At 63.7% G+C, this 22,488-nt stretch carries 19 protein-coding genes; 7 read left to right on the plus strand and 12 right to left on the minus strand.

Features of this window, described 5'->3' with window-relative positions; genetic code table 11:
- Positions 1-113: 113 nt before the first annotated feature.
- The gene (locus ABE493_RS02020; protein ID WP_346496787.1) at positions 114-2,207 is read right to left on the minus strand and encodes a M13 family metallopeptidase; all 2,094 of its coding nucleotides are present in this window, start codon (positions 2,205-2,207) and stop codon (positions 114-116) included.
- A 273-nt stretch (positions 2,208-2,480) separates the two neighbouring features.
- On the opposite strand from ABE493_RS02020, the gene ABE493_RS02025 reads away from it, so the two are divergent.
- Entirely contained in the window at positions 2,481-4,946 is a 2,466-nt protein-coding gene (locus ABE493_RS02025; RefSeq protein ID WP_346496789.1) for a mechanosensitive ion channel family protein, read from the plus strand.
- A gap of 70 nt (positions 4,947-5,016) precedes the next feature.
- On the opposite strand, the gene ABE493_RS02030 is transcribed toward ABE493_RS02025, so the two are convergent.
- From ABE493_RS02030 to ABE493_RS02050, 5 genes are all read right to left on the minus strand, one after another.
- Complete coding sequence (locus ABE493_RS02030; RefSeq protein WP_346496991.1) at positions 5,017-6,120, minus strand: MFS transporter; 1,104 nt, start codon at positions 6,118-6,120, stop codon at positions 5,017-5,019.
- A gap of 92 nt (positions 6,121-6,212) precedes the next feature.
- Complete coding sequence (locus tag ABE493_RS02035) at positions 6,213-7,001, minus strand: DeoR/GlpR family DNA-binding transcription regulator (protein WP_346496791.1); 789 nt, start codon at positions 6,999-7,001, stop codon at positions 6,213-6,215.
- Between the two features lie 385 nt (positions 7,002-7,386).
- Positions 7,387-8,271 carry a LysR family transcriptional regulator gene (locus ABE493_RS02040; protein WP_346496793.1) on the minus strand — a complete coding sequence of 295 codons (885 nt, stop codon included), beginning with the start codon at positions 8,269-8,271 and terminating at the stop codon, positions 7,387-7,389.
- Between the two features lie 29 nt (positions 8,272-8,300).
- On the minus strand, positions 8,301-9,194 hold the full coding sequence (locus ABE493_RS02045) for an SDR family NAD(P)-dependent oxidoreductase (protein WP_346496795.1): 894 nt from the start codon (positions 9,192-9,194) through the stop codon (positions 8,301-8,303).
- A 216-nt stretch (positions 9,195-9,410) separates the two neighbouring features.
- A complete protein-coding gene (locus tag ABE493_RS02050; RefSeq protein ID WP_346496797.1) occupies positions 9,411-10,625 on the minus strand; it encodes an MFS transporter in 1,215 nt (404 codons plus the stop codon).
- A gap of 116 nt (positions 10,626-10,741) precedes the next feature.
- Between ABE493_RS02050 and ABE493_RS02055 the strand changes: the two genes are divergently transcribed.
- Positions 10,742-11,494 carry an AraC family transcriptional regulator gene (locus ABE493_RS02055; protein ID WP_430980697.1) on the plus strand — a complete coding sequence of 251 codons (753 nt, stop codon included), beginning with the start codon at positions 10,742-10,744 and terminating at the stop codon, positions 11,492-11,494.
- Positions 11,495-11,556: 62 nt separating this feature from the next.
- On the opposite strand, the gene ABE493_RS02060 is transcribed toward ABE493_RS02055, so the two are convergent.
- On the minus strand, positions 11,557-12,249 hold the full coding sequence (locus ABE493_RS02060; RefSeq protein WP_346496801.1) for an alpha/beta hydrolase: 693 nt from the start codon (positions 12,247-12,249) through the stop codon (positions 11,557-11,559).
- A gap of 387 nt (positions 12,250-12,636) precedes the next feature.
- Between ABE493_RS02060 and ABE493_RS02065 the strand changes: the two genes are divergently transcribed.
- Positions 12,637-12,999: a roadblock/LC7 domain-containing protein gene (locus ABE493_RS02065; RefSeq protein ID WP_346496803.1), complete on the plus strand. Its 363-nt coding sequence runs from the start codon at positions 12,637-12,639 to the stop codon at positions 12,997-12,999.
- A 200-nt stretch (positions 13,000-13,199) separates the two neighbouring features.
- Here the strand turns inward: ABE493_RS02065 and ABE493_RS02070 are convergent, their stop codons facing one another.
- The 3 genes from ABE493_RS02070 to ABE493_RS02080 form a co-directional block, all read right to left on the minus strand.
- The gene (locus ABE493_RS02070) at positions 13,200-14,720 is read right to left on the minus strand and encodes a serine hydrolase domain-containing protein (protein WP_346496805.1); all 1,521 of its coding nucleotides are present in this window, start codon (positions 14,718-14,720) and stop codon (positions 13,200-13,202) included.
- A gap of 74 nt (positions 14,721-14,794) precedes the next feature.
- A complete protein-coding gene (locus ABE493_RS02075; RefSeq protein ID WP_346496807.1) occupies positions 14,795-15,607 on the minus strand; it encodes a helix-turn-helix transcriptional regulator in 813 nt (270 codons plus the stop codon).
- A 133-nt stretch (positions 15,608-15,740) separates the two neighbouring features.
- Positions 15,741-16,646, minus strand: a complete 906-nt coding sequence (locus tag ABE493_RS02080; RefSeq protein ID WP_430980698.1) for an alpha/beta hydrolase — start codon at positions 16,644-16,646, stop codon at positions 15,741-15,743.
- A gap of 261 nt (positions 16,647-16,907) precedes the next feature.
- Between ABE493_RS02080 and ABE493_RS02085 the strand changes: the two genes are divergently transcribed.
- A complete protein-coding gene (locus ABE493_RS02085) occupies positions 16,908-17,303 on the plus strand; it encodes a helix-turn-helix domain-containing protein (RefSeq protein WP_346496809.1) in 396 nt (131 codons plus the stop codon).
- Positions 17,304-17,688: 385 nt separating this feature from the next.
- Here ABE493_RS02085 and gpmA read toward each other — a convergent pair whose 3' ends face one another.
- Positions 17,689-18,438: a 2,3-diphosphoglycerate-dependent phosphoglycerate mutase gene (gene gpmA / locus ABE493_RS02090; protein WP_346496811.1), complete on the minus strand. Its 750-nt coding sequence runs from the start codon at positions 18,436-18,438 to the stop codon at positions 17,689-17,691.
- A gap of 439 nt (positions 18,439-18,877) precedes the next feature.
- Between gpmA and ABE493_RS02095 the strand changes: the two genes are divergently transcribed.
- The 3 genes from ABE493_RS02095 to ABE493_RS02105 all read left to right on the plus strand — a co-directional run bounded on the left by ABE493_RS02095 (position 18,878) and on the right by ABE493_RS02105 (position 21,363).
- Positions 18,878-19,738, plus strand: a complete 861-nt coding sequence (locus ABE493_RS02095) for a pirin family protein (RefSeq protein ID WP_346496813.1) — start codon at positions 18,878-18,880, stop codon at positions 19,736-19,738.
- A gap of 200 nt (positions 19,739-19,938) precedes the next feature.
- Complete coding sequence (aqpZ, locus tag ABE493_RS02100) at positions 19,939-20,658, plus strand: aquaporin Z (protein WP_346496815.1); 720 nt, start codon at positions 19,939-19,941, stop codon at positions 20,656-20,658.
- 243 nt (positions 20,659-20,901) lie between these two features.
- On the plus strand, positions 20,902-21,363 hold the full coding sequence (locus tag ABE493_RS02105; protein ID WP_430980692.1) for a hypothetical protein: 462 nt from the start codon (positions 20,902-20,904) through the stop codon (positions 21,361-21,363).
- Positions 21,364-21,413: 50 nt separating this feature from the next.
- On the opposite strand, the gene ABE493_RS02110 is transcribed toward ABE493_RS02105, so the two are convergent.
- Positions 21,414-22,265, minus strand: a complete 852-nt coding sequence (locus tag ABE493_RS02110) for a pirin family protein (protein ID WP_346496817.1) — start codon at positions 22,263-22,265, stop codon at positions 21,414-21,416.
- Between the last annotated feature and the right edge of the window lie 223 nt (positions 22,266-22,488).

Consider the following 22,488-nt stretch of genomic DNA (forward strand, 5'->3'; position numbering starts at 1 on the left):
GGTTTACGCCGCTCCTACAAAAAACAGGTCACTCGCCGTCAATGTAGTCCAGCCAAAAAGAAGGCCCGGCAATGCCGGGCCTTCGTTCACAGATCGCGGTCAAACAACCGAAATCACCAGATCACGACACGCTTGTCGTCAGCACGCACCATCGCATCACCGGCCTTGCACTGGAACGCAGCGGCGTAGGACGGCATGTTCGACGGTGCACCATTGGCGCGGAAGTTGGCCGGTGCATGCGGATCGGTGTTCAGGCGCACGCGCAGCTCGCCATCGGTGAAGTTGCGGCGCCACACGGTGGCCCAGTTCATGAAGAAGCGCTGATCCTGGCTGTAGCCATCAACCGGCACGTTGACCTTGGGGTCTTCCTTCAACGCCATCTGCAGCGCGTCATAGGCCACGGTCAGGCCGCCGAGGTCGCCGATGTTCTCGCCCAGGGTCAACTTGCCCTTGACGTTGACACCCGGCAGCGATTCGTAACCGTCGAACTGCGCGACCAGCTGATCGGTGCGGCCGGTGAACGCAGTGCGATCAGCATCGGTCCACCAGTTGTCGAAGTTGCCATTGGCGGCGAACTGGCTGCCCGAGTCATCGTAGCCATGCATCATCTCGTGGCCGATCACCGCGCCGATGCCACCGTAGTTCAACGACGGGTCCGCCTTGGCGTCGAAGAACGGCGGCTGCAGGATGGCGGCCGGGAACACGATTTCGTTCTTGGTCGCGTTGTAATAGGCATTCACGGTCTGCGGGGTCATGCCCCACTCGGTCTTGTCCACCGGCTTGCCGATCTTGCCCAGCATGTAGCGGTAGTTGAAGGCCTGCGCGGCCTGCACGTTGCCCAGGTAGCTGTCGCTGCTGGTGGTCAGGCCCGACCAGTCACGCCACTTGTCCGGGTAGCCGATCTTCGGGGTGAAGCTGGCCCACTTTTCCAGCGCCTTCTTCTTGGTGTCCTCGCCCATCCACGGCAAGCCTTCCAGGCGCGCCTTCAGCGCGACCGAGAGGTTCTGCACCAGGTGCTCCATTGCTACCTTGGATTCGGCCGGGAACACCGCGTCCACATACAGCTGGCCCAGCGCTTCACCCATCGAACCATTCACCGAGTCCAGCACGCGCTTCCAGCGCGGCTGCATTTCCTGCTGGCCACGCAGCGTCTTGCTGAAGAAATCGAAGTTGGCCTGCTCGAAGTTCTTGCTCAGGTAAGGCGCGGCGTTGTCCACGGTGTGGAAGCGCAGGTAGGCCTGCCAGGTGGAGGCCGGCACGTCGGCCAGCATGGTGTTCAGCTCGTTGAAGAAACCGGGCTGGGCCAGCGAGAACTTGTCCTTGGCCGGGATCTGCAGCGTATCGAACAGCGCGGTCCAGCTGAAATTCGGGGTCTGCTTGTCGGCATCGGCGGCGCTGACCGGGTTGTAGCGCTTGGCCGGGTCACGCAGGTCGATGCGCGACAAAGAGGCCTTGGCCAGGCGGGTTTCGAAATCCATCACCGCCTTGGCCTGCTCCTTTGCCTGGGCGGCGTCGACGCCGGACAGGGTCAGCAGCTGCTCGATGTAGGCCACGTAGGCGTCGCGGATCTTGGCCTGCGACTCGTCGAAGTAATAACCCTTCTCCGGCAGGCCCAGGCCGCTCTGGCCAACATAGGCGATGACGTTGGACGAATCCTTGAAGTCCGGGCTGGCGTACAGCGAGAACAGGAAGCCATTGCCCTGCGCATAGGCGTCACGCAGGTAGCCGGTGATGGCGGCGGTGTCGTTCAACGCCGCGATCTTGTCCAGTTCCGGTTGCAGCGGCTTGATGCCAGCCGCCTCGATGGTGGCTTCGTCCGAACCGGTCTTCCAGATGTCGCCGATCTTGGCTTCGTTGGAACCGGCAGCGGCCTTGCCTGCGGCAGCCTGCTGCACCAGCGCGTGCTGCACTTCCAGCGAGCGCTCACGCAGGATCTCGAAGCTGCCCCAGGTGGTCTGGTCGCCCGGCACCGGGTTGGCCTTGAGCCACTTGCTGTTGACGAAGCCGTTGAGGTCGGCGCAGGCCTGCACGGCCGGGTCCAGGTCAGCGGCATTGAGCGAAATCAGCTGGGTCTTGAGCTGCGACTGGTCGAACGCAGCCTTGGCTTCAGCCGCCGGGGCGGCGGGCGCCTCGGTCTTGCCACAGGCGGCCAGCGAGGCGGCGATTGCAACCGTCAGGGACAACGGGACGAGCTTCGAAAACGACATGGATATCTCCGGCCAAACAGGGAAAGGCCGCGCAAGGCTGCGCGACACAGCCCTGAAGGGTAAAGGATCAACCCGTATCGGGGGACCCGCCGAAGGTCACGCCTGGCCTGCCCATGCACTGCCGAAGTACACGGACGCCTGCGCGGCCACGACAGCCACGCACAAGCCACTGCATCCCACCCGGCCTGCGGGCAGCCGGGTGCTCCGTATAAACCGCCCCTGTGCGACACTGCCGCGACGCGGACAAGAGCGTCCACCCCTCGGGAATCGTCCATGCATTGGCTACGCGCAGCTGTGTTCGGTTTCGCCGCGGTCTGCTGCCCTGTTGCCTTCGCACAGGCTACCCCGCCGCCCGCCCCGGCCACACCGGCCATCGCCGCGCAGCCGACCCCAAACACGCCGGAGCCCGTCGACAGTGCCCTGATCGTGATCCGCGCCGACACCGACGAGCGCCTTGCCATCTCCGCCATCGAACGCGCCGGACAGCCCGATCCCACCGCCGCGCTCGGCCCTTCCCTGGAAGCGATCACCCGCTCGGTGGACCAGCGCAGACAGGCCTTGTCACCGGCGCAGCTGCGCAGGGTTCCGATCATTCGCCTGGAAAGCCTCGACCGGCACTGGCAATTCGACAGCAAGCGCTTTGCCCGCTGGCGTGATGCACTGCAGACCGCCACCGAACCCTATGCCGAAGATGCCGCCGAACTGGCGCGACGCCGGGCCAGTTGGCAGCTTACCCGGCAGCATCCGAGCGACATCCCACCGGTGCTGCTGGGCCGCATCGATGCCTTGATCACACTACTGACCCGCGCCGAGCAGGCACTAGCCGCCCCGCTCGCACGGCAGATTGAACTGGGCGCCCGCGCCAATGCGCTGGAGGCCCGGCTGCAGTCCGGCCACGCCGCCGTTAGCGATGCAATCAACTACCTCGACCACCAGCTGTTGCAGATAGATGCGCCGCCACTGTGGCAGGCCGAAGCGTATTCGCCTGACCAGCGCGCAGCAGCCAGCGACGCCCTCAGCTCGGGCCTGCAGATCGAACTGGAGTTCAGCCGTGCCTATGTGGGCGAACACCGGCGCACGCAGTTCCTGTTCCATGCAATCCAGGTGCTGCTGATACCCTTGTTGCTATGGGGCTGGCACTACAGCCGGCGAACGCCTGCCAACAGCACGATTGAAGCCGCAACGCAGCGCGTGCTTGCGCGGCCGGTGTCTACCTGGCTGCTGCTGTCGACCATGGTGATGCTGGTGATGGAACCCGATGCACCACTGCTGACCCTGCAGATCGGCATGTTGTTCGCGCTGGTGCCGGTGCTGCGACTGCTGCCACCGGGCAGCCGCCGATTGCTGGGCTATTGGCCCTTGGCCGCATCGTTGCTGTATCTGCTCGGAGGCCTGGGCCTCTTCTTCCTGTCCAGCAATGTCGCGTTCCGTTACTACACTTTGGCGCTGACCATTGTCGCCATGCTGCTGACCGGACTGGTGCAATGGCAGGCTTACCGCAGCGGTCACGCCAGTGCTACCGGGCGCGCCGGTCAGGCGCTGCGCATGGCGGCCTGGGGTGCGCAGGGCTTGTTCGCCGTGTCACTGGCAGCCAACGTCGTCGGCAACCTCACACTGGCGGAGATGCTGACCAGCGCAATCATCGACAGCGCCTATTTCGGGCTGCTGCTCTACGTCGGTATCGCGGTGCTGTTGAGCCTGTTGCACCTGCTGCTGAGCCGCCCCAGCCTGGCACGCTACCGGCTTACCCGTGATCACGTCCCGCCATTGCTGGCACTGCTCGGGCGGCTGGGCATATTTGCCGCCATCGTCGGCTGGGTGGTCTATGCAATGGACAGTTTCCGTATCCTGCGGCCGATCTACGCAGTGCTGAGCAGGGTGCTGTCGCATGAGTTTTCCATTGGTGAATTCAATTTGTCGCTCGGCCACGTACTTGCCTTCGTCGCGGCAATCACCATCGCCTTCTGGGCGGCGCGGATAACCCGCCTGCTGCTGCAGGATGTGCTGCAGCACGGCGCCAAGATGTCACGCGGCATCGGCAACAGCATCGCCTCGCTGGCGTCGTATGCGGTGCTGATGCTGGGCGTGATCATCGCCTTGTCCGCAGCCGGCTTCAAAGGCAGCCAGCTGGCGCTGCTGTTCGGCGCACTGGGCGTGGGCATTGGTTTCGGCCTGCAGAACGTGGTCAACAACTTTGTTTCGGGCCTGATCCTGATGTTTGAACGGCCCATCCAGCCAGGCGACGTGGTCGAGGTGGGTACCATCAACGGCCGCGTACGCGACATCGGCATGCGTTCCACCCGCATCAAGACCTTCGATGGCGCCGACGTGGTGGTTCCCAACGGCACGCTGTTGTCCGAGCCGCTGGTCAACTGGACCCTGCTCGACCGCAACCGGCGCATCGAGGTGAATGTAGGCGTTGCCTACGGCAGTGATCCCGAGCAGGTGCTGGCGCTGCTTTCCAACTGCGCTAAACAGACCAACGGCATCGCCAGCGAGCCAGCTGTTGCCGCGCTGTTCGTTGGCTTCGGCCCCAGCTCACTGGATTTCAGTGTGCGCGCCTGGACCCGCGACTACGACAACTGGCTCAACATCCGCAGCGAGCTCATCAGCCGCATCCACGCAGCATTGCAGCAAGCCGGGATAGAAATCCCCTATCCGCAGCAGGATGTGCATGTGCGCAGTCTGCCGAAGGCAGCGCCGGACACTGACGCCACGCCGCCGCCCGCTACCGTGTGAGCCTTGCCCGCAAGGCCCGCGCCGATGCTGTCCAACACAAGCATCTGCGCTGCCCTGCAAAAAGCGGCGCTCACCGCACCCGCAACAACGAACCGATCACGGCTACAACTGCCAGCGACGCTGCCGCCATCAGGAACGCTGCAGGCAGCGACCATTGCTGGGCAATGAAGCCGATTGCCGCCGGCCCCAGCAGTACGCCGGCATAGCCCATGGTGGTGACGGCCGGAATGGCGACACTCTCCGGCATGCGGGTCTGCCGCCCGGCCAGGCTGAACATCACCGGCACGATATTGGCGCAGCCGATACCGACCAGCGCGTAACCCAGCAGCGCCATGCCGAAGCTTGGTACCAAGGTTGCCAATACGAAACCTGCACCCGCAAGCAGACCACCCAGCAACACCGCCATGCTCGGCCCAAGCTGGTTCACCAAGCGGTCACCGAACAGGCGCGTGGCGGTCATGGCGATGTTGAAGGCGACAAAGCCCCAACCGGCATGGGCCAGCTCAACGCCGCGCACGTCATGCAGGAACACCGCACTCCAATCCAGCATCGAGCCTTCGGCAAGAAAGCTGATGAAGCACACTGCGCCAATCACGATCACCACGCCACGCGGTAGCGCAAAGCTGCTTTCGCCCTGCTCTGCGCGTTCACTGCGCCACCAACGCGATGACAGTGCCGTGATCGCGACAACGCCCGCGGCCACCACCAATGTGGACAACAAGGCATCGCCACCGATCGACAGCAGCAACGTCACCAAGGCCGCGCCAGACAGCGCGCCAATGCTGTAGAAGGCATGGAAGCCAGACATCATCGCGCGGCCGGACTCACGCTCCACCACAACGGCCTGGATGTTCATTACGCAATCCATCGCACCGATGCCCGCGCCGAACACCAGCAGCACGATGCCAATGCCCAGCGGCGTGGTGGTCACCGCCAGCAGCGGAAGCGTCAACACCATCATCAGCACGGTTGCTAGCATCACTGGCCGGCAACCATGGCGCGCAGCCAGCATGCCGGCAAGCGGCATCGACAGCAGCGAGCCCAAGCCCAGGCACAGCAGCAGCACGCCCAGCAATGCGTCATCAAGACCTGCGCGGGCCTTGGCGAACGGCACCAGTGGCGCCCAGCATGCAATCGCAAAACCGGGAACGAAGAAGGCTGCGCGGGTGGCCATCTGCTGGCTGCGCTGTAGGGATGAGGAATGGCTCACATGTAGTTCCTGGATGTTGTTCTGCGGCCCGCGCTTGCCGGTGATGGGCTGTTGAATCAGGCTTTCGCAACGGCAACGCGATGCAGGCGCTGCGCAATCGGCGCCAATCGCGCCTGCATTTCCATGGAGACGCGGTCACTGATCAGCAGTTGATCAACCTGCTCGATAGCGGCAATACGGAAGCTGCCGCGCGCACCGAGTTTCTCGCTGCTGGCGACGACGAACGCCGTATCGCTGGCGCGCAGCATTGCCTGTTTGAACGCGCATTCTTCGGCGTTGATGCCCCAGATGCCGGTTTCAGGATCGACCGCGCAGACGCCGGGAATGCAGACATCGGCCTGCAGCTGGGTCAGCTGCTGCAATGCGATGGAACCGATGGCTCCACCACTTCGCGGATCGATGCGTCCGCCAATCATCACCACCTCGGTGGCCTGCGCGCCACTCAGTGCAGCGGCGACCGCAGGCGAGTTGGTCACCACCGTCACTGCCATGCCGCGCAACGCGCGGGCGATCTCGACGTTGGTGGAACCGGCATCCATCAGCACCACCTGCCCTGGCACCAACAACGAGGCCGCGTGGGCCGCCAAGGCACTGCGTTCCGGATCGTGCCGCCCTACTCGCTCGGGCAGTGCGTCGAATTGTGGCGTCGGCAACAGCGCCCCGCCATATACCCTTCGGCACAGCCCTTTGGCTGCCATGTCGCGCAGATCGCGGCGAATGGAATCCTCGGAAACCACGAATTCCGCCGCCAGGTCGTTTGCAACCACGCGGCCGTGCTTTCGAAGCTGATCGAGGATGCGCTGCTGGCGCTCCTGCGGTAGTGCATCCGGATTGGAGGCGGTCATGGGTTCATTTTGGCGGTGGCTGGCGTTTGGGGCGGGCGACAGGGATCGCGCGCAGCTTGATCGGCTTGAAGTGCCCGTTCGCCACATCATGCAACAACAAGCACAATCGTGCAACTTCACGCACTCGTGGGTGTCGTGCACACGAATTCAGGCAAACGGGCGCCGCCCTAAGTTTCGGCTGTCGCCGAGGCACGGAACCTCCGCAATCGAGAACATGCCCTACGGGGGAACTGCAGTAGGAGCTTTACCCCTCCCCAGCCCTCCCCTTCGCGTTGCGAAAGGGAGGGGGCAGAAGCGTTGCCGCTCACTGCTTTCGCCATTCACTGCTTTCGCCATTCACTGCATGCGCGGGCTCACTGCATGCGCCATTCACTACAGGCGCCGCTCAATCCGCAGTGCAGCGCGCCAACCATTGCTGCAGCGCTGGGTTGTCGTGGCCCGGCCGCAGGCATAGCTGCAACTCGAAACCAGCGTCCGCTGTGCCAATGTGCTGATAGTGGATCTCTTCGCTGCGGAATCCGGCCATGCTCGCGGGCACGATGGCAACACCGGCGCCAACCGCTACCAGCGACAGCACCGCATGCATGCCGTGCGCTTCCTGCACTACGTCGGGCACGAAGCCCGAGGCGCGGCACAGCGCCATCACATGCGAATGGAAGCCGATGCCTTCGTCAGCGGGCCACATCACGAAATCCTCGCCCGCCAGATCCGCGACATCAATCGATTGCGCTGCGGACTGCAGCCGATGTCCCTGCGGCAACGCTATTGCCAGCCCGTCGCGATCGAATGGACGCAGTTGCAGATCACCGGCTTCGGGCACCGGCGCAATCAAAATACCCAGATCGATTTCCGCCGCGCGCAACATGCGCTGCTGCTGCCGTGAAGTCGCTTCGCGCAACTCCAGCCGCACCATCGGATGTGTCTGGCGGAAGCTGCGGATCAGGCTTGGCAGGCGGCCATACATGGCACTGCCGACATAGGCCATGCGCAGGACGCCGCTGCGTCCCGCAGCGACATCACGGGTATGCACGAACGCACGTTCGGCCTGCTGCAGGGTCTGCCGCGCTTCCAGCAGCAACACCTGGCCAGCGGCAGTCAGCCCAAGCGTGCGATTGCCACGCACGATCAGTTCGGCGCCCAGCAACTCCTCCAAACGGCGGATTGCAGCGGTCAACGGTGGCTGCGACATGTGCAGCCGCGCCGCGGCACGATGGAAATGCAGCTCCTCGGCGACGGCAACGAACTGCCGCAACAGACGAAGGTCGATCATCGAGGACACCGTCAGCAAGGGCCTGCAGCCTAACAGGCCGCCTGCGCTTGCGGCAGGCTGACGCTGGCGGCGCTGATCCGCGCCCATGCCTCATGCACGGCCTGCGCAGTGTCCGCGTGCACCGCAAGCAGATCACGCGGGTAGCTGACGCCCTCAGTTTCCTGCAGCCGCGTCGCGCGGAACTGGCCATTGCTCGCACGCAGGACCCAGCCGCCTTCGCTGCACTGCCTTGAGGCGAGGAATGCCACGCCGGGTGCAACCGACTGCGGATGCAGGTCGTCCGGCTCGCCGCTGATACCCCACATCCGTGTCTTTGCCACCGGCGATACCGCGTTGACCACGATGTTATGCGGCGCGCCCTCCGCTGCGAGCACATTGACCAGACCCAGCGCAGCGCTTTTGCCCATCGCATAGCTGGCAAGGCCTTGCTGCACGTACTGCGGGTACAACGCGCGATCGGAGGTGGTCACCACGATGCGTCCGCCACCGGCAGCACGCATCACCGGCCAGGCGGCCTGCGCCAACCACAGCGGGGCCTTCGCGGCGATGGCAAGCATGTGATCCAAATGCTGCTCGTCCAGTTCTTCAATCGGCTGATACTCAACCCAGCCGGCATTGTGGATCACGAAATCCAGACGGCCATGCGCACGCACGATGCGCTGCACCAGCGCATGACAGGCAGCACGCGTATCGATCGGCTGATGGTCGCCCTGCGCCTGCAGGCCGTTGCTAGCCAGACAATCGACGGCTGCAGCCACCGCCACCGGATCATGGCCACTGCCGTCGGTGGCGGCGCCAACGTCATGCAGCACCATATGTGCGCCCATGCCAGCCAGCAACCGCGCGTAAGCCAGGCCCAGGCCACCTGCGGCACCGGTGACCAGGCCGACCTGTCCGTTGAACGAAATGATGTTTGAATTCATCTACCCAGCATCGGTGCAGGACTGCATCGGCACCAATACCGATTGCATGCCGCTGCGATACCGGCCAGCTATCGCGGCGGACGCAGCGTCGTTGTCACCACGCTCACGGCCAGCATCGGGATTTGCTACACCGCGTCCGTCCAGCCTAGATGATCGGCCCGGGTGCGTTTCGCGCACCCGGGCCATCTTCTGCCAAACAAGCCTGCCGGCTCACCTTCAGTGCGCGCGCCGGCTTGGCAGGAACGCAGCGACGATACCCAGCAGCGGCAGGAACGAGATCACCTTGTAGACCCAGATGATGCTGGTGTGGTCAGCCAGTACACCAAGCACCGCCGCCCCCAACCCGCCCATGCCGAACGCAAAACCGAAGAACAGGCCGGACACGGTGCCGATGCGATTGGGCATCAGCTCCTGCGCATACACCAGGATTGCCGAGAACGCCGAGGACAACACAAAGCCGATGATCATCGACAGGATCATTGTCCATTGCAGATCGGCATAGGGCAGGATCAAAGCGAACGGTGCCACGCCCAGGATCGATGCCCAGATCACCGGCTTGCGGCCGATGCGGTCACCCAGCGGCCCACCCAGCAACGTACCTGCCGCCGACGCTGCCAGGAAGCCGAACAGATGCAACTGCGCGCTCTGCACCGACACATGGAATTTCTGCATCAGATAGAGCGTGTAATAGCTGCTCAAGCCAGCAATATAGAAATACTTGCTGAAGATCAGCACCAGCAGGATCGCGATCACCCACGCCACCGTGCGCGGCGGCAATTGCGGCAAGGTGCTGCTCGGGGCCGGCCGGGGACTGGCCGCACTGGCCACCAGGTGCTGCTGGTACCAGCGGCTCACGTAACTCAGCAGGCCGATGCCCAACAACGCAGCGCCAGCAAACCAGGCCACGCTGCGTTGCCCGTTCGGCACGATGACCAGCGCTGCCAGCAACGGACCAACTGCCGTACCGGCGTTGCCGCCCAGCTGGAACACCGATTGCGACAGCCCGTGGCGGCCGCCGGAGGCCAAGCGCGCAATGCGCGAGGATTCGGGATGGAAAATCGCCGAGCCAACACCAATCAACATCGCCGCCGCCAGCACCGTGCCGAAGTTGGGCGCATAGGCCAGCAACAACAGGCCGCACAGCGTCGAGGTCATGCCCATCGGCAACGAGTACGGCGCCGGGCGCTTGTCGGTGCGCAGGCCGATCAAGGGTTGGAACACGGAAGCGGTGAGCTGGTAGGTCAAGGTGATCAGGCCCACCTGGGCAAAGCTCAGGTGAAACTGGCCTTTGAAGATCGGATACAGCGCCAGGATCAGCGACTGCATCATGTCGTTGACCAGGTGCGAGCTGCTGATGGCAGCCAGCACACCGACAGCGACCGGACGACGTTGTGAAACGGGGGCTGCAACCGATGGAGCAATGGATGACATGGCATGACCGCAGTTGGGGGGCGGATCGCATGGTAGATTCAAGCACCACGCCCATCCTGCGCAATATGGTCATGCATCTGCTCGAAAAGGACATAGCTCCGCGCAAGGGCCGGCGCATGCCGCTGCCGGTGGGCCCGGACACCGCCGTGTACTGCAAGGCGCGCGATTACGACGCCACCACGCCTATCCCCTTGCACCACCATCCCGACCGGCACCAGCTGATCTACGCCGAAACCGGGGTACTGGTGGTGCGTGCCGGCATGGGCCGCTGGGTGGTGCCCAGTACCCGCGCTATCTGGATGCCTGCCGGCATCGGCCACCAGGTGCACTGCATCGGTGCGGTCCGTATGCGCAGCCTGTACATCGCCCCCAGCCATATGCCGCACGCAGCGGCCACGCCGTCCGCGGTGTCGATCACGCCGTTGCTGGCAGCACTGATCCACGCCGCCGCCAGTGTGGCGCAGCCCTATCGTGAGCAATCACGCGACGGGCGCCTGATGCGCCTGATCCTGGACGAGGTGCAGACGCTGCCGGAGCTGCCCTTGCACCTGCCCGAACCCAGCGACCCCCGCCTGCGCAGGATCGGCCGGCAACTCGAACGTCACCCCGACGATGCATCCACGCTGCAGGACTGGGCGCTGCGGCTGCAGGTGGATGTGAAAACCATCCAGCGTCTATGCGCCCGCGAACTGGGCATGACCTTCGGTCAATGGCGCCAGCAGGCACGCCTGCTGCGTGCGTTGGAGCGGCTGGCGGTCGGTGAAAAGATCATCGATGTGGCCTTGGCCCTGGGCTATGAAAGCCCCAGCGCCTTCGCCACCATGTTCAAACGCCGATTCGGCTTGACCCCAAGCCAGTTCTTCCGCTGAGGCGCAAGCATGTTCTGCCAGCGCGCTATTGCGGCAGAACACGTCACGGGGCCACGCCGCTGTCAGCCCGCAGTGGCGGTGGCGGCCTCGTCGATCAACGCCGCAATCTCGCCGGCGTGCGATGCCAGCGACGCATGGCTGGCCTCCAGAGTGATCACCTTGCGCGCATTCATGCGATCAGACATCGCCTTCTGGTTTTCCGGCGCGATCATCCGGTCCTGGCTGGATATCTGGTACCAGCTCGGCTTGTGCCGCCAGGCCGGGTCGGTGACGTTGTCGCCAAACGTGCTGGCCAACGGGGCTTTCTGCGCCACTGCCATTACAAATGCCTGGTCCTCAGGCAGATCCTGGCAGAAGCTTTCGTGGAATTTGTCGACCTTCAGCCACAGGTAGCCATCGCTGTCCGGCGCCAGATTCGGTGCAGCGGCAGGCAGGTGTTGCTGGGTAAGCCCTCCGGCGCTTTCGCCGGCATCGGGTGCAAACGCGGCGACGAATACCAGCGCCTTTACGTTGGGCAGGTTGCCGGCCTGACTGATCACCGCGCCACCGTAGGAATGGCCGACCAACACCACCGGACCATCGATCTGCGCCACCATCTTGCGGGTGCGTTCGGCATCATCGGCCAACGATGTCAGTGGATTCTCGACTGCGTGGATATCCCGATAACCCAGCCGTTTGAGCTCCAGAATCACCCCGGCCCAATGCGCCGCACCGCCCCAGAAACCATGTACCAGAACAACTGCTGGCTTGCCCATGACGTGTTGCTCCTGTTGGTTGGAATAAACAATAACGGGATAGTCGCCGCGGCGCATTGTCGGCGGCGGCAAGCTACTGCCCGCTATTCTGCAAGCCAACCGTAAAATGATCGTGATGGATTCATTGGCGCAGGCTGACACGTCGCAGCGCAAGCCCGAGGCCAAAGCCGATACCGCGGTTTGCGAAGTTTTGCGCCCAGGCCGCCTCAGCCGTTCGCAATAGCCGTGCAACTGCACCCGCACCCTGCGGCACCGCTGATGCATACCTATCCACCCTTGCTGGCTGGCACCCACCGGCGGGTTTTCGCTATGCTGCGCGGCCACCCGCCGGGCATGCGCCTGCGCGGGCTTTGCATTTGTAGAACTCTTTACTTCATTGGATGGAAAATGGCTGCAAACGTAAGACTTGACGCATTGAGCGAGATCGCCGGTTTCATCGGCGCGGCATTGGTGGATGGCGACAGCGGCATGACCCTGGGCACCCTGGGCGGCGGCTCGGTCGACATGGAAGTTGCTGCGGCCGGCAATGCCGATGTTGTCCGTGCCAAGCGCCGCGTGGCGAACGCACTGGGCCTGACCGATGTGGTCGAGGACATCCTGCTGACCCTGTCCAAGCAATACCACCTGATCCGGCCACTGGATGGCAACAAGGACCTGTTCCTGTACGTCATGCTTGACCGCACCCACGCCAACCTGGCGATGGCGCGACACGAACTGAAGTCGTTCGAGAAGACGCTGGACTTCAAGTAAGCCCGCACCGAACGTGTTGACCAGAAGCCCGGCCCGATGCCGGGCTTCTGCGTTGTACGGCAAGCCACCAAACACATTGTTGTAGGAGCGGCGTAAGCCGCGAAACACATAGCGGGTCAGGCCACAAACACCGTGGAAGCTGCCGCATGCCCAGCTTCGCGGCTTACGCCGCTCCCACAAACCGGGTCGGCTTCTAGCACTTAGTTGGGCGAGGCACGCAGATAACGCTGCCCATCGAACTCAAAGCCAAGCAACTCGCCCTGCGTATCGCGCAGGAACTGCAATGGTTCCGGTACCGACAAGGGTCCGTCCTGGGCGGCAAACAGATCCGCAGCGGCTGGCGTCAGCGTGCGGCTGAGCGCACCTATCCGAAGCTGCAGGCCCTCATCAGCAGCAATAATCCGTGCGCTTACCGGTAGCTGTTCAGCACGGAAGTCTCCGCCGTAGCCAGCAACGGCCGCCGGCCGCCACTGCCAGCCCTGCCAACGCGGATCGTCGTGCTCTTTGGCTTGGCGCGCGCGCATGCCTGTCAGCTGCTCGGCAACGCGCTTGGGATAGGCCTGTTGACGGATCTGCGCCCACGAATCAGCCTCCGGGTGATCAACCAGATACTGGAAGAACTGCACCACCGTGCGCGAGGTCAACCAGCCAGTGGCGTTATCCGAATTGGAGAACACACCGATACCCACGCCCAGATCCGGTGAGAACGCCATCATGCTGCGCGCACCGGTGTAGCTGCCGCCGTGGATGTAAAGCGTATGCCCCTCGAAATCACATACGTTCCAACCGTAGGCATAGCCGTTGCAGGGCAGCTCATAGGCATTGCGCGCCTTGGGATCCACCTGCGCGCCAATGCGATGCGCAGCCTGCAAGCTGCCGGCACCCAACTGCGATGAAAGCGGTGCACCCAACTGCAGCCGCAACCAGCGGCCCATGTCACGCGGCGAGGTCATCATGCCGCCGGCCGAATGCATGAGCGCATCGGGTTTCGGTGGCACCAGCCGCCAGCCCTGCCCTGCACCCAGCCACTGGTGATTGAAAGCCAGCTGCGCCGGATCGAAGGACGAGGTGCGGGTTGCGGTTTCATGCAGCTGCAGTGGCGTGAACAGCTGTTGCTGCAACCAGTCCTGCCAGGAGCGGCCGGTGCGTTGCTGCAGGATTGCCGCGTAGATGTTGTAGCCCAGGTTGTCGTAGTCGAAGCCATCAGCGCGCTTGCTGGCGAACTGCTGCAGCAGCTGCGGATACAGGGTTGGATCCGGACTGCCGATGTAGGCCTCCAGCGTGGTGATGACATCGGCACTCAAAGGAACGCGGTGATTGAGCAGGTCGGCCAGCGTCCAGGCGGCTGGATCAACGCCTCCTGGCAGCTGCAGCGTTGGCCAGTGATCGGCCAGGGTACTGTCCAGGCGCAGCACGCCCTGCTGGTCCAGCAACTGCGCCAGCAGCCCCATATACGATTTGGTCTGGGAGGCGATGTACATCGGCGTGTGCATCGTCAATGGCGCTGCCGTGCTGGCATTGCGCTGCCCGCGCGCATAGCCCAGCAGTTGCCGATCACGATCAACAACCACTACCGCATAGCCGGGGCCCAGCTCCGGAATGCCGTCCAGGAACGTGGCGAGCTTGCGCGCAGCCTGTTCCGGGGCCGCGGCTGATACCGTCGCAGCGCCGCCCAGGCAAGCGGGCAGCAATAGCAGGGACAGGATGTTGCGCAGGTACATGGGCCGATTCCGTGACTGATCGCAGGCACGATGCCTTATCGCTACCCGGCAAATCTTGAACGGATTGAACCTGCTCATGCCCGCAGCAGCGCGCGCAACCGGGCCGGGGTCAAGCCGCTGTGCGCCCGCGCGATGCGGCTGAGATGGGATTGATCGGCAAAGCCTGCACGTTGTGCCACATCGGCCAGCGCGTGGCCCTTGGCCAACAACGGCAATGCCCGCTGCAGCTGTGCACGCGCACGGAACACCGACGGTGCACAGCCCATCCAGCGCGCGAAAGCGCGGGCGAAATACACCGGATGCACGCCGACCTCGCTGGCCAGCGCGGCCAAGGGCAGCGTCTGCTCCTGCAGGCGCTGGCAACTGCCTGCAAGCCAACGCGGCGGTGCGCCTGCCGGGCGCTCGCCGGTGGTGGCCATGCTGGCCAGCAATTCCCATAGCCGACTGTCGATATCGCAGCTGCCCAGCTCACCGGCAGACAATGCCGACAACAGGCTTCGTCCACTGCGCAGCGCTGGCTGCAGGTCACCACCACGCCATTGCCAGGCCTGGCCAATGCCGAGGGTCTTCTGCAGGTCGAACGCGGCCGGTAGATCGATACCCAGCATCAACGCGCCGGCTGAGCCGTAGTCATTGGCATGCATCACCCCGGCCCGCTTCACCCCCAATGCGGGCACAGCCAGGCGCTCCTCGCCCTGCGAGGTCTGCTCCTGCAGGGTGCCCAGCAGCAGCAACGAAAGCTGATGGCAGTCATGCGCATGCCGTTGCATGTGTTCGCCAGGCGCGTACCAACTGACCCGCACTGCCAGGCGCTCACCCTCGAACACGCGGCGCCGTGCTGGCGCCTGTGCTGCGTCGCTGCGATATCTGGCTGGCGGCAAGGTCATGGGTCAGCACAGGCAGGGAGTTGACCGAAGTCTAGACACATCGCGCGGCGGCGCACCTGCCGTTGGTCGGGGTGCCGCGCACTGGGACCGGACGCTGTCAACGCCACGGCCCCGGCCTTGTGCCCGGCATGGCTCAGCCCTGTGGCGCAGCCAGCAGATATTTCAGCCCATGCATGAAGCCACGCGGTGCGACGCTGAGGTGATCCTCGTCATTGAGCACGTCCAGCTTCAGCTGCAGTGAGCGGCCACCGCGGGCGCCCAGCAGGCCGATCATGCGCTGCGCATCGACCACCATGTCAGCGTCGCCGCCGTGCTGCACCGATTCGTACTCGCCCACGTACATATAGGCCCGTACCGGCAGCTCAGGCGCCTTGCCGGCCTGGGCCAGCCGGCGCTCCATCACCTGTTTGTCGAACCAGTACGAGGGACTGCCGAGGATGTAGGCACTGAAAAGCTGCGGCCGCTCCAGCATCACCTGCGTGCCCAGCAAGGCGCCATAGGAGTGCCCAAGGAACATACGCCGGGTTTCGTCCGTGCGGTAACGCTTGGCCATGAAGGGCAGCGCCTGGGTTTCCAGATAGGTGATGTAGGCACCGGCGCCACCATGCACGGCATCGGCTGGCGAACTGCTGGGGCCATTGGCGGTGGGCGTGTAGTCGCGCCGGCGACTCTGCATGCCGCCCTCGCCCTTTGCATAGGACAAACCAACCAGGATGAAGTCTTCGATCTTGCGCCCTTCGACATTCAGGCGCCGCGCCATCTGCCAGACCAGTGGGAACGCGTAGTCGGCATCGGTGACATACAGCACCGGGTAGCGCTTGTCGGGGTTGTCGGCGTAGCCGGCCGGCAGGGCCACAAACATCTGGTAGTTGCGGCCACTGACCGGGTCGGGAACGTCCCAGACTTCACTGCCCAGCACTTCGTAAGGGGCGCCCTCGCCGCGCTGCGCGGTTACCGCTCCCGGCTGGGCGGCAGTAGTTTGTGGCGGCGCGGTGGCAGCCTCATCCGGAGCACCCTTACAGGCGCTCAGCGCCACCATTACCACCACCGACATCATCCATTTGCTCAAGCAGACTCTCCAACGATCGTGATCAGTAGCCGATGATGGCATGGCACCGTACGCTTCCAAAGTTCGCTCCAGCCACCGGCATACCCAGTGCGATGCTGTGCAGCTGCGACCAGAGAAAGCGCAAGCTGTTGATTCAACTAGACCGACAGGCCCTTGTCGGCTTGCTGTCGTGTTGCCGACCGAGATTTTCCGGCAGCCTGCCCGCTCGGCTAACATCGTCAGGAACGCGCCATGGAAGATGGAACAATGAAGATCGACGGACAGCGGATCAAACAACTGCGCGAAGCCCGCGGATGGTCGCAGGAACACCTGGCCAGCCTCTGCGGCTTGAGCGCACGCACCGTGCAGCGGCTGGAAGCCGAGGGCAACGCCTCGCTCGAGTCGCGGATGGCGGTTGCGGCGGCGCTGGAGGTTGCGGCGGTGGATTTGCTGCTCTTCCAGCCTGCCAGCAACCCGCACACCATCACCACCCCGCCAAGCTCTGCAGACATCCGTACCGACAACCTGATGATTGGTCTGGCTTTGCTGGTAATAGCGCTGCTGTACGGCGGCTACAACATCGGGAAAGACCTTGCATTACGTGACAACGCACGTTGTGAAGCCAACCCGGCGCAGTGCCAACGTTGAGAGTACAACCGGGGCTGCGGAGCTGATTTTTGTAGGAGCGGCGTAAGCCGCGAAGCAGAGACATCATCAGATGCCATCCGCGCTTGCGACCTCAGCAGTGTCAGCTTCGCGGCTGACGCCGCTCCTACAAGAATACGGAGCTGACTTTGTGGGAGCGGCGTTAGCCGCGAAGCACAGACATCATCAGATGCCATCGGCGCTTGCGACCTCAGCGAGGTCAGCTTCGCGGCTTACGCCGCTCCCACAAATCCAAAGTAGGTCGCTGCCACAAATCCAAAGTAGGTCGCTGCTTCAAAAGCAAAGACCGATGCCAGCATGCTGACATCGGTCTTTGGATGATTCATTGCCTGAGCAGGCAACAACGACGCTGCTTTCAGCGGGTCGCTTACTTGGCCTTGCCCTGGTTGGCCACGGCCTCGGCGGCCTTCTTGGCCGCTTCCGGATCGCCGAGGTAACGGAACGACTTGACGGTGAGGTCGTCGTTCAATTCAAACAGCAACGGAATGCCGGTCGGGATGTTGAGCTCAAGGATCTGTTCCTTGCTCACGTTGTTGAGGTACTTGTACAGCGCGCGCAGCGAGTTGCCGTGGGCGGTGACCAGCACGGTCTTGCCTTCCTTCAACTGCGGTGCGATGGCGTCATGCCAGTACGGCAGCACACGGTCCAGCGTGGTTGCCAACGACTCGGTGGCCGGCAAGGCGTTGCGGTCCAGGCCAGCATAGCGACGGTCGTGGATCGGGTGGCCCGGATCGGCCAGGTCCATCGGCGGCGGCGGGATGTCGTAGGAACGACGCCATACCTTGACCTGCTCCTCGCCGTGCTTGGCGGCGGTTTCGGCCTTGTCCAGGCCCTGCAGGCCACCGTAGTGACGCTCGTTCAGGCGCCAGGATTTGTTGACCGGCAGCCAATCCTGCCCCAGCTCGGTCAAGGCACCCTGCAGGGTGTGGATGGCGCGCTTGAGCACCGAGGTGTGGGCCACATCGAACTGCAGGCCTTCGTCCTTCATCAACCGCCCAGCGGTGGCAGCTTCCTGGCGGCCCTGCTCGGTGAGGTCCACGTCCACCCAGCCGGTGAAGCGGTTATCGAGGTTCCACTGGCTCTGGCCATGGCGCAACAGCACGAGTTTGCGGGTCACTGCGGATGTCTCCGGGATGGGGAAGGAAGACCGCGATTGTAGCCCCTTCGCGTTGGCATCCGTTCTTCGTTGGGGGTTTGGGTATGGGGGCTGGGTAGTTGTAGCGGAGACTGGCTTTGTTTGTTTGTCCGGCATTTTTCTAATGAGCAAGAGCGGGAGCTCACCCCTCCCCAACCCTCCCCTTGCCTCCGGCAAAGGGAGGGGGCCAGAGCGGCTGCGCGGCAATCTGTGAAGTAGCCGCGAACTGCCCCCTCCCTTTGCCGAAGGCAAGGGGAGGGTTGGGGAGGGGTAACGCTTTCTGGGGTAGCGCTTTCAGTCGCCACACCACCCCGCCACACCACCCCATCAAAAAAACAATCCATTCCCCGCACGACACCCCGTCTTCGCCGCCCCCATGCCATCCTGCGCGCACATTCATGCAATCCGGAGCCAGCCCGCCATGACCACCATCATCAGCCCGCGTGTTCACGACCTCGGCGGATTCCAGGTCCGCCGCGCGGTGCCCTCGCTGCAGGCGCGCAGTGTGGGTTCGTTCGTGTTCGTGGACCATATGGGGCCGGCCATCTTCAGCCCCGGCCAAGGCATTGATGTGCGTCCGCATCCGCATATCGGCTTGGCTACGGTCACTTTCCTATGGGCCGGCCAGATCGGGCATCGCGACACGCTGGGATCGGAACAGGTCATCCGCCCCGGCGACGTGAACTGGATGACGGCCGGCCGTGGCATTGCCCACTCCGAACGAACCCCCGCTGCCGTGCGTGAGCACGAGCAGGCGGTACATGGCATGCAGACCTGGGTTGCACTACCCAAAAGCCACGAAGAAACCGACCCGGCCTTCTTCCATTTCGGTGCTGACCAGCTGCCGCAGCAGCGCCGCGATGGCGCCTGGCTGCGGGTGATTGCCGGCCGTGCCTACGGCGAGGAGTCGCCGGTAAAGGTATTTGCCGACACCTTGAACGTCGCCATCGACCTGGAACCCGGCGCCGAGATCGACCTGGATACCTCGCACATCGAGCGCGCGCTCTACATCCTGGAAGGCGATGCGCAGCTGGACGGCACCGACGTTCCCAGCCAGCACCTGGTCATCCCCGAACCCGGCGCGCGCGGCCGCCTGCGCGCCAAGACCCCCGTCAAAGCCATGCTGATGGGCGGCGAGCCGCTGGATGGGCCACGCCATCTATGGTGGAACTTCGTCTCCAGCTCCAAGGAGCGCATCGAGCAGGCCAAGGACGATTGGCAGAACGGCCGCTTCGGCACCATTCCCGGTGACGACAAGGAGTTCATCCCGCTGCCGGGCTGACTCCGCTCCTCCCGTCAAGGCCGAGGCTGGTCACCACGTACAGCCGTTGCCGCCCTGTAGCCAGCAACGCGCAAGCCGCGCATAGTGCTAAAGCACTACAGGTAAAAGCGGGAAATAGTTAACGATTTCGCTACGCATCCGCCCCTCTTCTCCGTTACTTTCCCCACACCCGAATCGGGGAACATAAAAGGAACGACACAATGAGCATGGGAAAGCGTCTGGCTGCCGAATTTCTTGGCACCTTCTGGCTGGTATTGGGTGGCTGCGGCAGCGCGGTATTGGCGGCGAAGTTCGGCGGTGACGGTAATCCGCTGGGCATTGGTTTTGTCGGTGTTTCCCTTGCTTTCGGCCTGACCGTACTCACCGGTGCCTATGCGTTTGGCCATGTTTCCGGCGCGCACTTCAACCCGGCGGTCAGTATTGGCCTGTGGGCCGGCGGTCGCTTCCCGGCCAAGGACCTGCTGCCCTACATCGTGGCCCAGGTGCTGGGCGGCATCGTCGCTGCCTTCATCCTGCTGCAGATCGCCCAGGGCAATGCCAGCTTCCTGATTGATGGCAGTTCGCCCGGCGCCTTCGCCAGCAACGGCTACGGCGCGCTGTCGCCGGGCGGCTATACCGTGGCTGCGGCCTTCCTCTGCGAAGTGGTGCTGACCGCGGTGTTCCTGATCGTGATCATGGGTGCTACCCATGGCCGCGCGCCGGCCGGCTTCGCACCGATCGCGATTGGCCTGGCACTGACCCTGATCCACCTGATCAGCATCCCGGTCACCAACACCTCGGTGAACCCGGCCCGCTCCACCGCCGTCGCCCTGTTTGCCGGCGCCGGCGCAATCAGCCAGCTGTGGCTGTTCTGGGTGGCGCCCATCCTTGGTGCGGCCATCGGCGGCCTGGCCTATAAGTGGATCGGCAACGACAAATAAGTCGCACGATTGGTTTCAACTGATACGGATATACCGAACGGCCCCCACGCGGGGCCGTTCCCGTTATGGAAAGAGATTTTGCAAGTGATGGGGATTTTGTAATACCGTCGCCACTTGGCTGGCGCGCATGGGGATGCACGTACAGAGGGGGACGGATACCCCCCACCAGCCATGACGTCACTTCAGAAACATCCACACGACTTCGTCGCGCCGTTGGGCCGATGTTCCATGGGGGAATGCGTAGTGAAGACTGTCTGTATTTTTTCTGCCGTACTTGCACTCGGCGTCAGCGCCAATGCTTTCGCCCAGCAAGCCGTGCAGTGTCCGTCACTGCCTGCCAGCAGCGGCCTGCACTGGGACCAGCAGACGCAGAATGATTTCATCGTCTGCAAGGCCACCACCGAAGATGGCCGCACGGTACTGAACATGATGCTGAGCGGGCGTGATCCCGACCTGGCCTTGAACCGCCCACTGCGCGCGGAGAAAGGCGAGTTCGGCGGCGAGCAGATGTACTGGTACAAGCTGGACATGGGTGGCCGCGATGTACCCGGCCTGGAGTCACGCCGCATCAGCGTGGTCAAGCTGGACAAGAACCGCTACGCGCAGATCTGGATCGACGCGGCCGACACCACCGAGCTGGGCACGCTGCAGAACCTGACCCAGACCTTGAACCTCAATCCGTCCGCCTTGGCCGGCAGCAACTGAGCCGGCGCTGATACCGGTCCCGGCGCAGCACGCGCGGGACCGGCCATCGCTCAGAAGCGGCCTTCCTGGTAATCGACGAAGGCCTGCATAAACTCCTCACGGGTGTTCATCACGAACGGCCCATGCCGCGCTATCGGCTCGCGCAGCGGCCGCCCCGCCAGCACGATCAATCGTGCGCCCTGCGCACCGGCGCGCATCTGCAATCTGCTGCCACCACCCAGCACGGCCAGCTGCTGCAGCTCCAGCGCACGCGCATCCTCGCCTTCACCCAGCACTGCGCTGCCTTCGAATACATAGGCGAAGGCGTTGTGCCCGGCCGGCAGCGGGCACGTCCAGGCGCTGCCCGCGCTCAGGCTTACGTCCAGATACAGCGGCTCGGTAGCCGGCTGCTGGATTGGCCCGCTGACCGAATCCACCGTACCGGCGATCACCTTCACGCTGACACCCTGCGCCGGTGACAACTGCGGAATACGTTCGGCAGCGAATTCCTGATAGCGCGGATCGGTCATCTTGTCGCGCGCCGGCAGGTTCACCCACAGCTGGAAGCCGCGCATGCGGCCCGATTCCTGCTCGGGCATTTCCGAGTGCACAAGCCCACGACCGGCAGTCATCCATTGAACGCTGCCAGGCGTCAGCAAACCCTCGTTGCCGTGGTTGTCCTTATGCCGCATGCGGCCATCGAGCATATAGGTCACCGTCTCGAAACCACGGTGCGGATGGTCGGGGAAACCAGCGATGTAGTCCTCCGCCCTGTCGGTGCCGAACTCGTCCAGCATCAGGAAAGGATCAAGCTCGGGCAGCGAGGGCGTACCGATGACGCGGGTCAATCGCACCCCCGCACCATCGGAAGTAGGCATGCCGCGGATGCTGCGAACCACCCGCGCCGAATCCTGGTTACTCATGAACAAGCTCCTTGAACGTGCAGCAGACAATGCCTGCCACCCGTACCCAAACCAACCGTCATCACTGCAACCTTTCGTTCCAGCACCGCACAACAGCGCGACAAAGCCCGCAGTCATATTCAATGGGACGTTGACCTAAGACCAAAGTCGCATCCGCTTCAGCCGCCATGCACATTGACCCCCGCCCGGCATGGGTAGAACCTTGGGCATATTCCCCTGCGAG

The organism is Stenotrophomonas terrae, from assembly GCF_039674165.1.
Taxonomy (GTDB): Bacteria; Pseudomonadota; Gammaproteobacteria; order Xanthomonadales; family Xanthomonadaceae; genus Stenotrophomonas; species Stenotrophomonas terrae_A.

Excerpts from the sequence above, each read along its gene's own strand:
- ABE493_RS02020 (WP_346496787.1), bottom strand. The coding sequence starts at position 2,207 with ATGTCGTTTTCGAAGCTCGTCCCGTTGTCCCTGACGGTTGCAATCGCC.
- ABE493_RS02025 (WP_346496789.1), top strand. The coding sequence starts at position 2,481 with ATGCATTGGCTACGCGCAGCTGTGTTCGGTTTCGCCGCGGTCTGCTGC.
- ABE493_RS02030 (WP_346496991.1), bottom strand. The coding sequence starts at position 6,120 with ATGGCCACCCGCGCAGCCTTCTTCGTTCCCGGTTTTGCGATTGCATGC.
- ABE493_RS02035 (WP_346496791.1), bottom strand. The coding sequence starts at position 7,001 with ATGACCGCCTCCAATCCGGATGCACTACCGCAGGAGCGCCAGCAGCGC.
- ABE493_RS02040 (WP_346496793.1), bottom strand. The coding sequence starts at position 8,271 with ATGATCGACCTTCGTCTGTTGCGGCAGTTCGTTGCCGTCGCCGAGGAG.
- ABE493_RS02045 (WP_346496795.1), bottom strand. The coding sequence starts at position 9,194 with ATGAATTCAAACATCATTTCGTTCAACGGACAGGTCGGCCTGGTCACC.
- ABE493_RS02050 (WP_346496797.1), bottom strand. The coding sequence starts at position 10,625 with ATGTCATCCATTGCTCCATCGGTTGCAGCCCCCGTTTCACAACGTCGT.
- ABE493_RS02055 (WP_430980697.1), top strand. The coding sequence starts at position 10,742 with ATGCCGCTGCCGGTGGGCCCGGACACCGCCGTGTACTGCAAGGCGCGC.
- ABE493_RS02060 (WP_346496801.1), bottom strand. The coding sequence starts at position 12,249 with ATGGGCAAGCCAGCAGTTGTTCTGGTACATGGTTTCTGGGGCGGTGCG.
- ABE493_RS02065 (WP_346496803.1), top strand. The coding sequence starts at position 12,637 with ATGGCTGCAAACGTAAGACTTGACGCATTGAGCGAGATCGCCGGTTTC.
- ABE493_RS02070 (WP_346496805.1), bottom strand. The coding sequence starts at position 14,720 with ATGTACCTGCGCAACATCCTGTCCCTGCTATTGCTGCCCGCTTGCCTG.
- ABE493_RS02075 (WP_346496807.1), bottom strand. The coding sequence starts at position 15,607 with ATGACCTTGCCGCCAGCCAGATATCGCAGCGACGCAGCACAGGCGCCA.
- ABE493_RS02080 (WP_430980698.1), bottom strand. The coding sequence starts at position 16,646 with ATGGTGGCGCTGAGCGCCTGTAAGGGTGCTCCGGATGAGGCTGCCACC.
- ABE493_RS02085 (WP_346496809.1), top strand. The coding sequence starts at position 16,908 with ATGGAAGATGGAACAATGAAGATCGACGGACAGCGGATCAAACAACTG.
- ABE493_RS02095 (WP_346496813.1), top strand. The coding sequence starts at position 18,878 with ATGACCACCATCATCAGCCCGCGTGTTCACGACCTCGGCGGATTCCAG.
- aqpZ (WP_346496815.1), top strand. The coding sequence starts at position 19,939 with ATGAGCATGGGAAAGCGTCTGGCTGCCGAATTTCTTGGCACCTTCTGG.
- ABE493_RS02110 (WP_346496817.1), bottom strand. The coding sequence starts at position 22,265 with ATGAGTAACCAGGATTCGGCGCGGGTGGTTCGCAGCATCCGCGGCATG.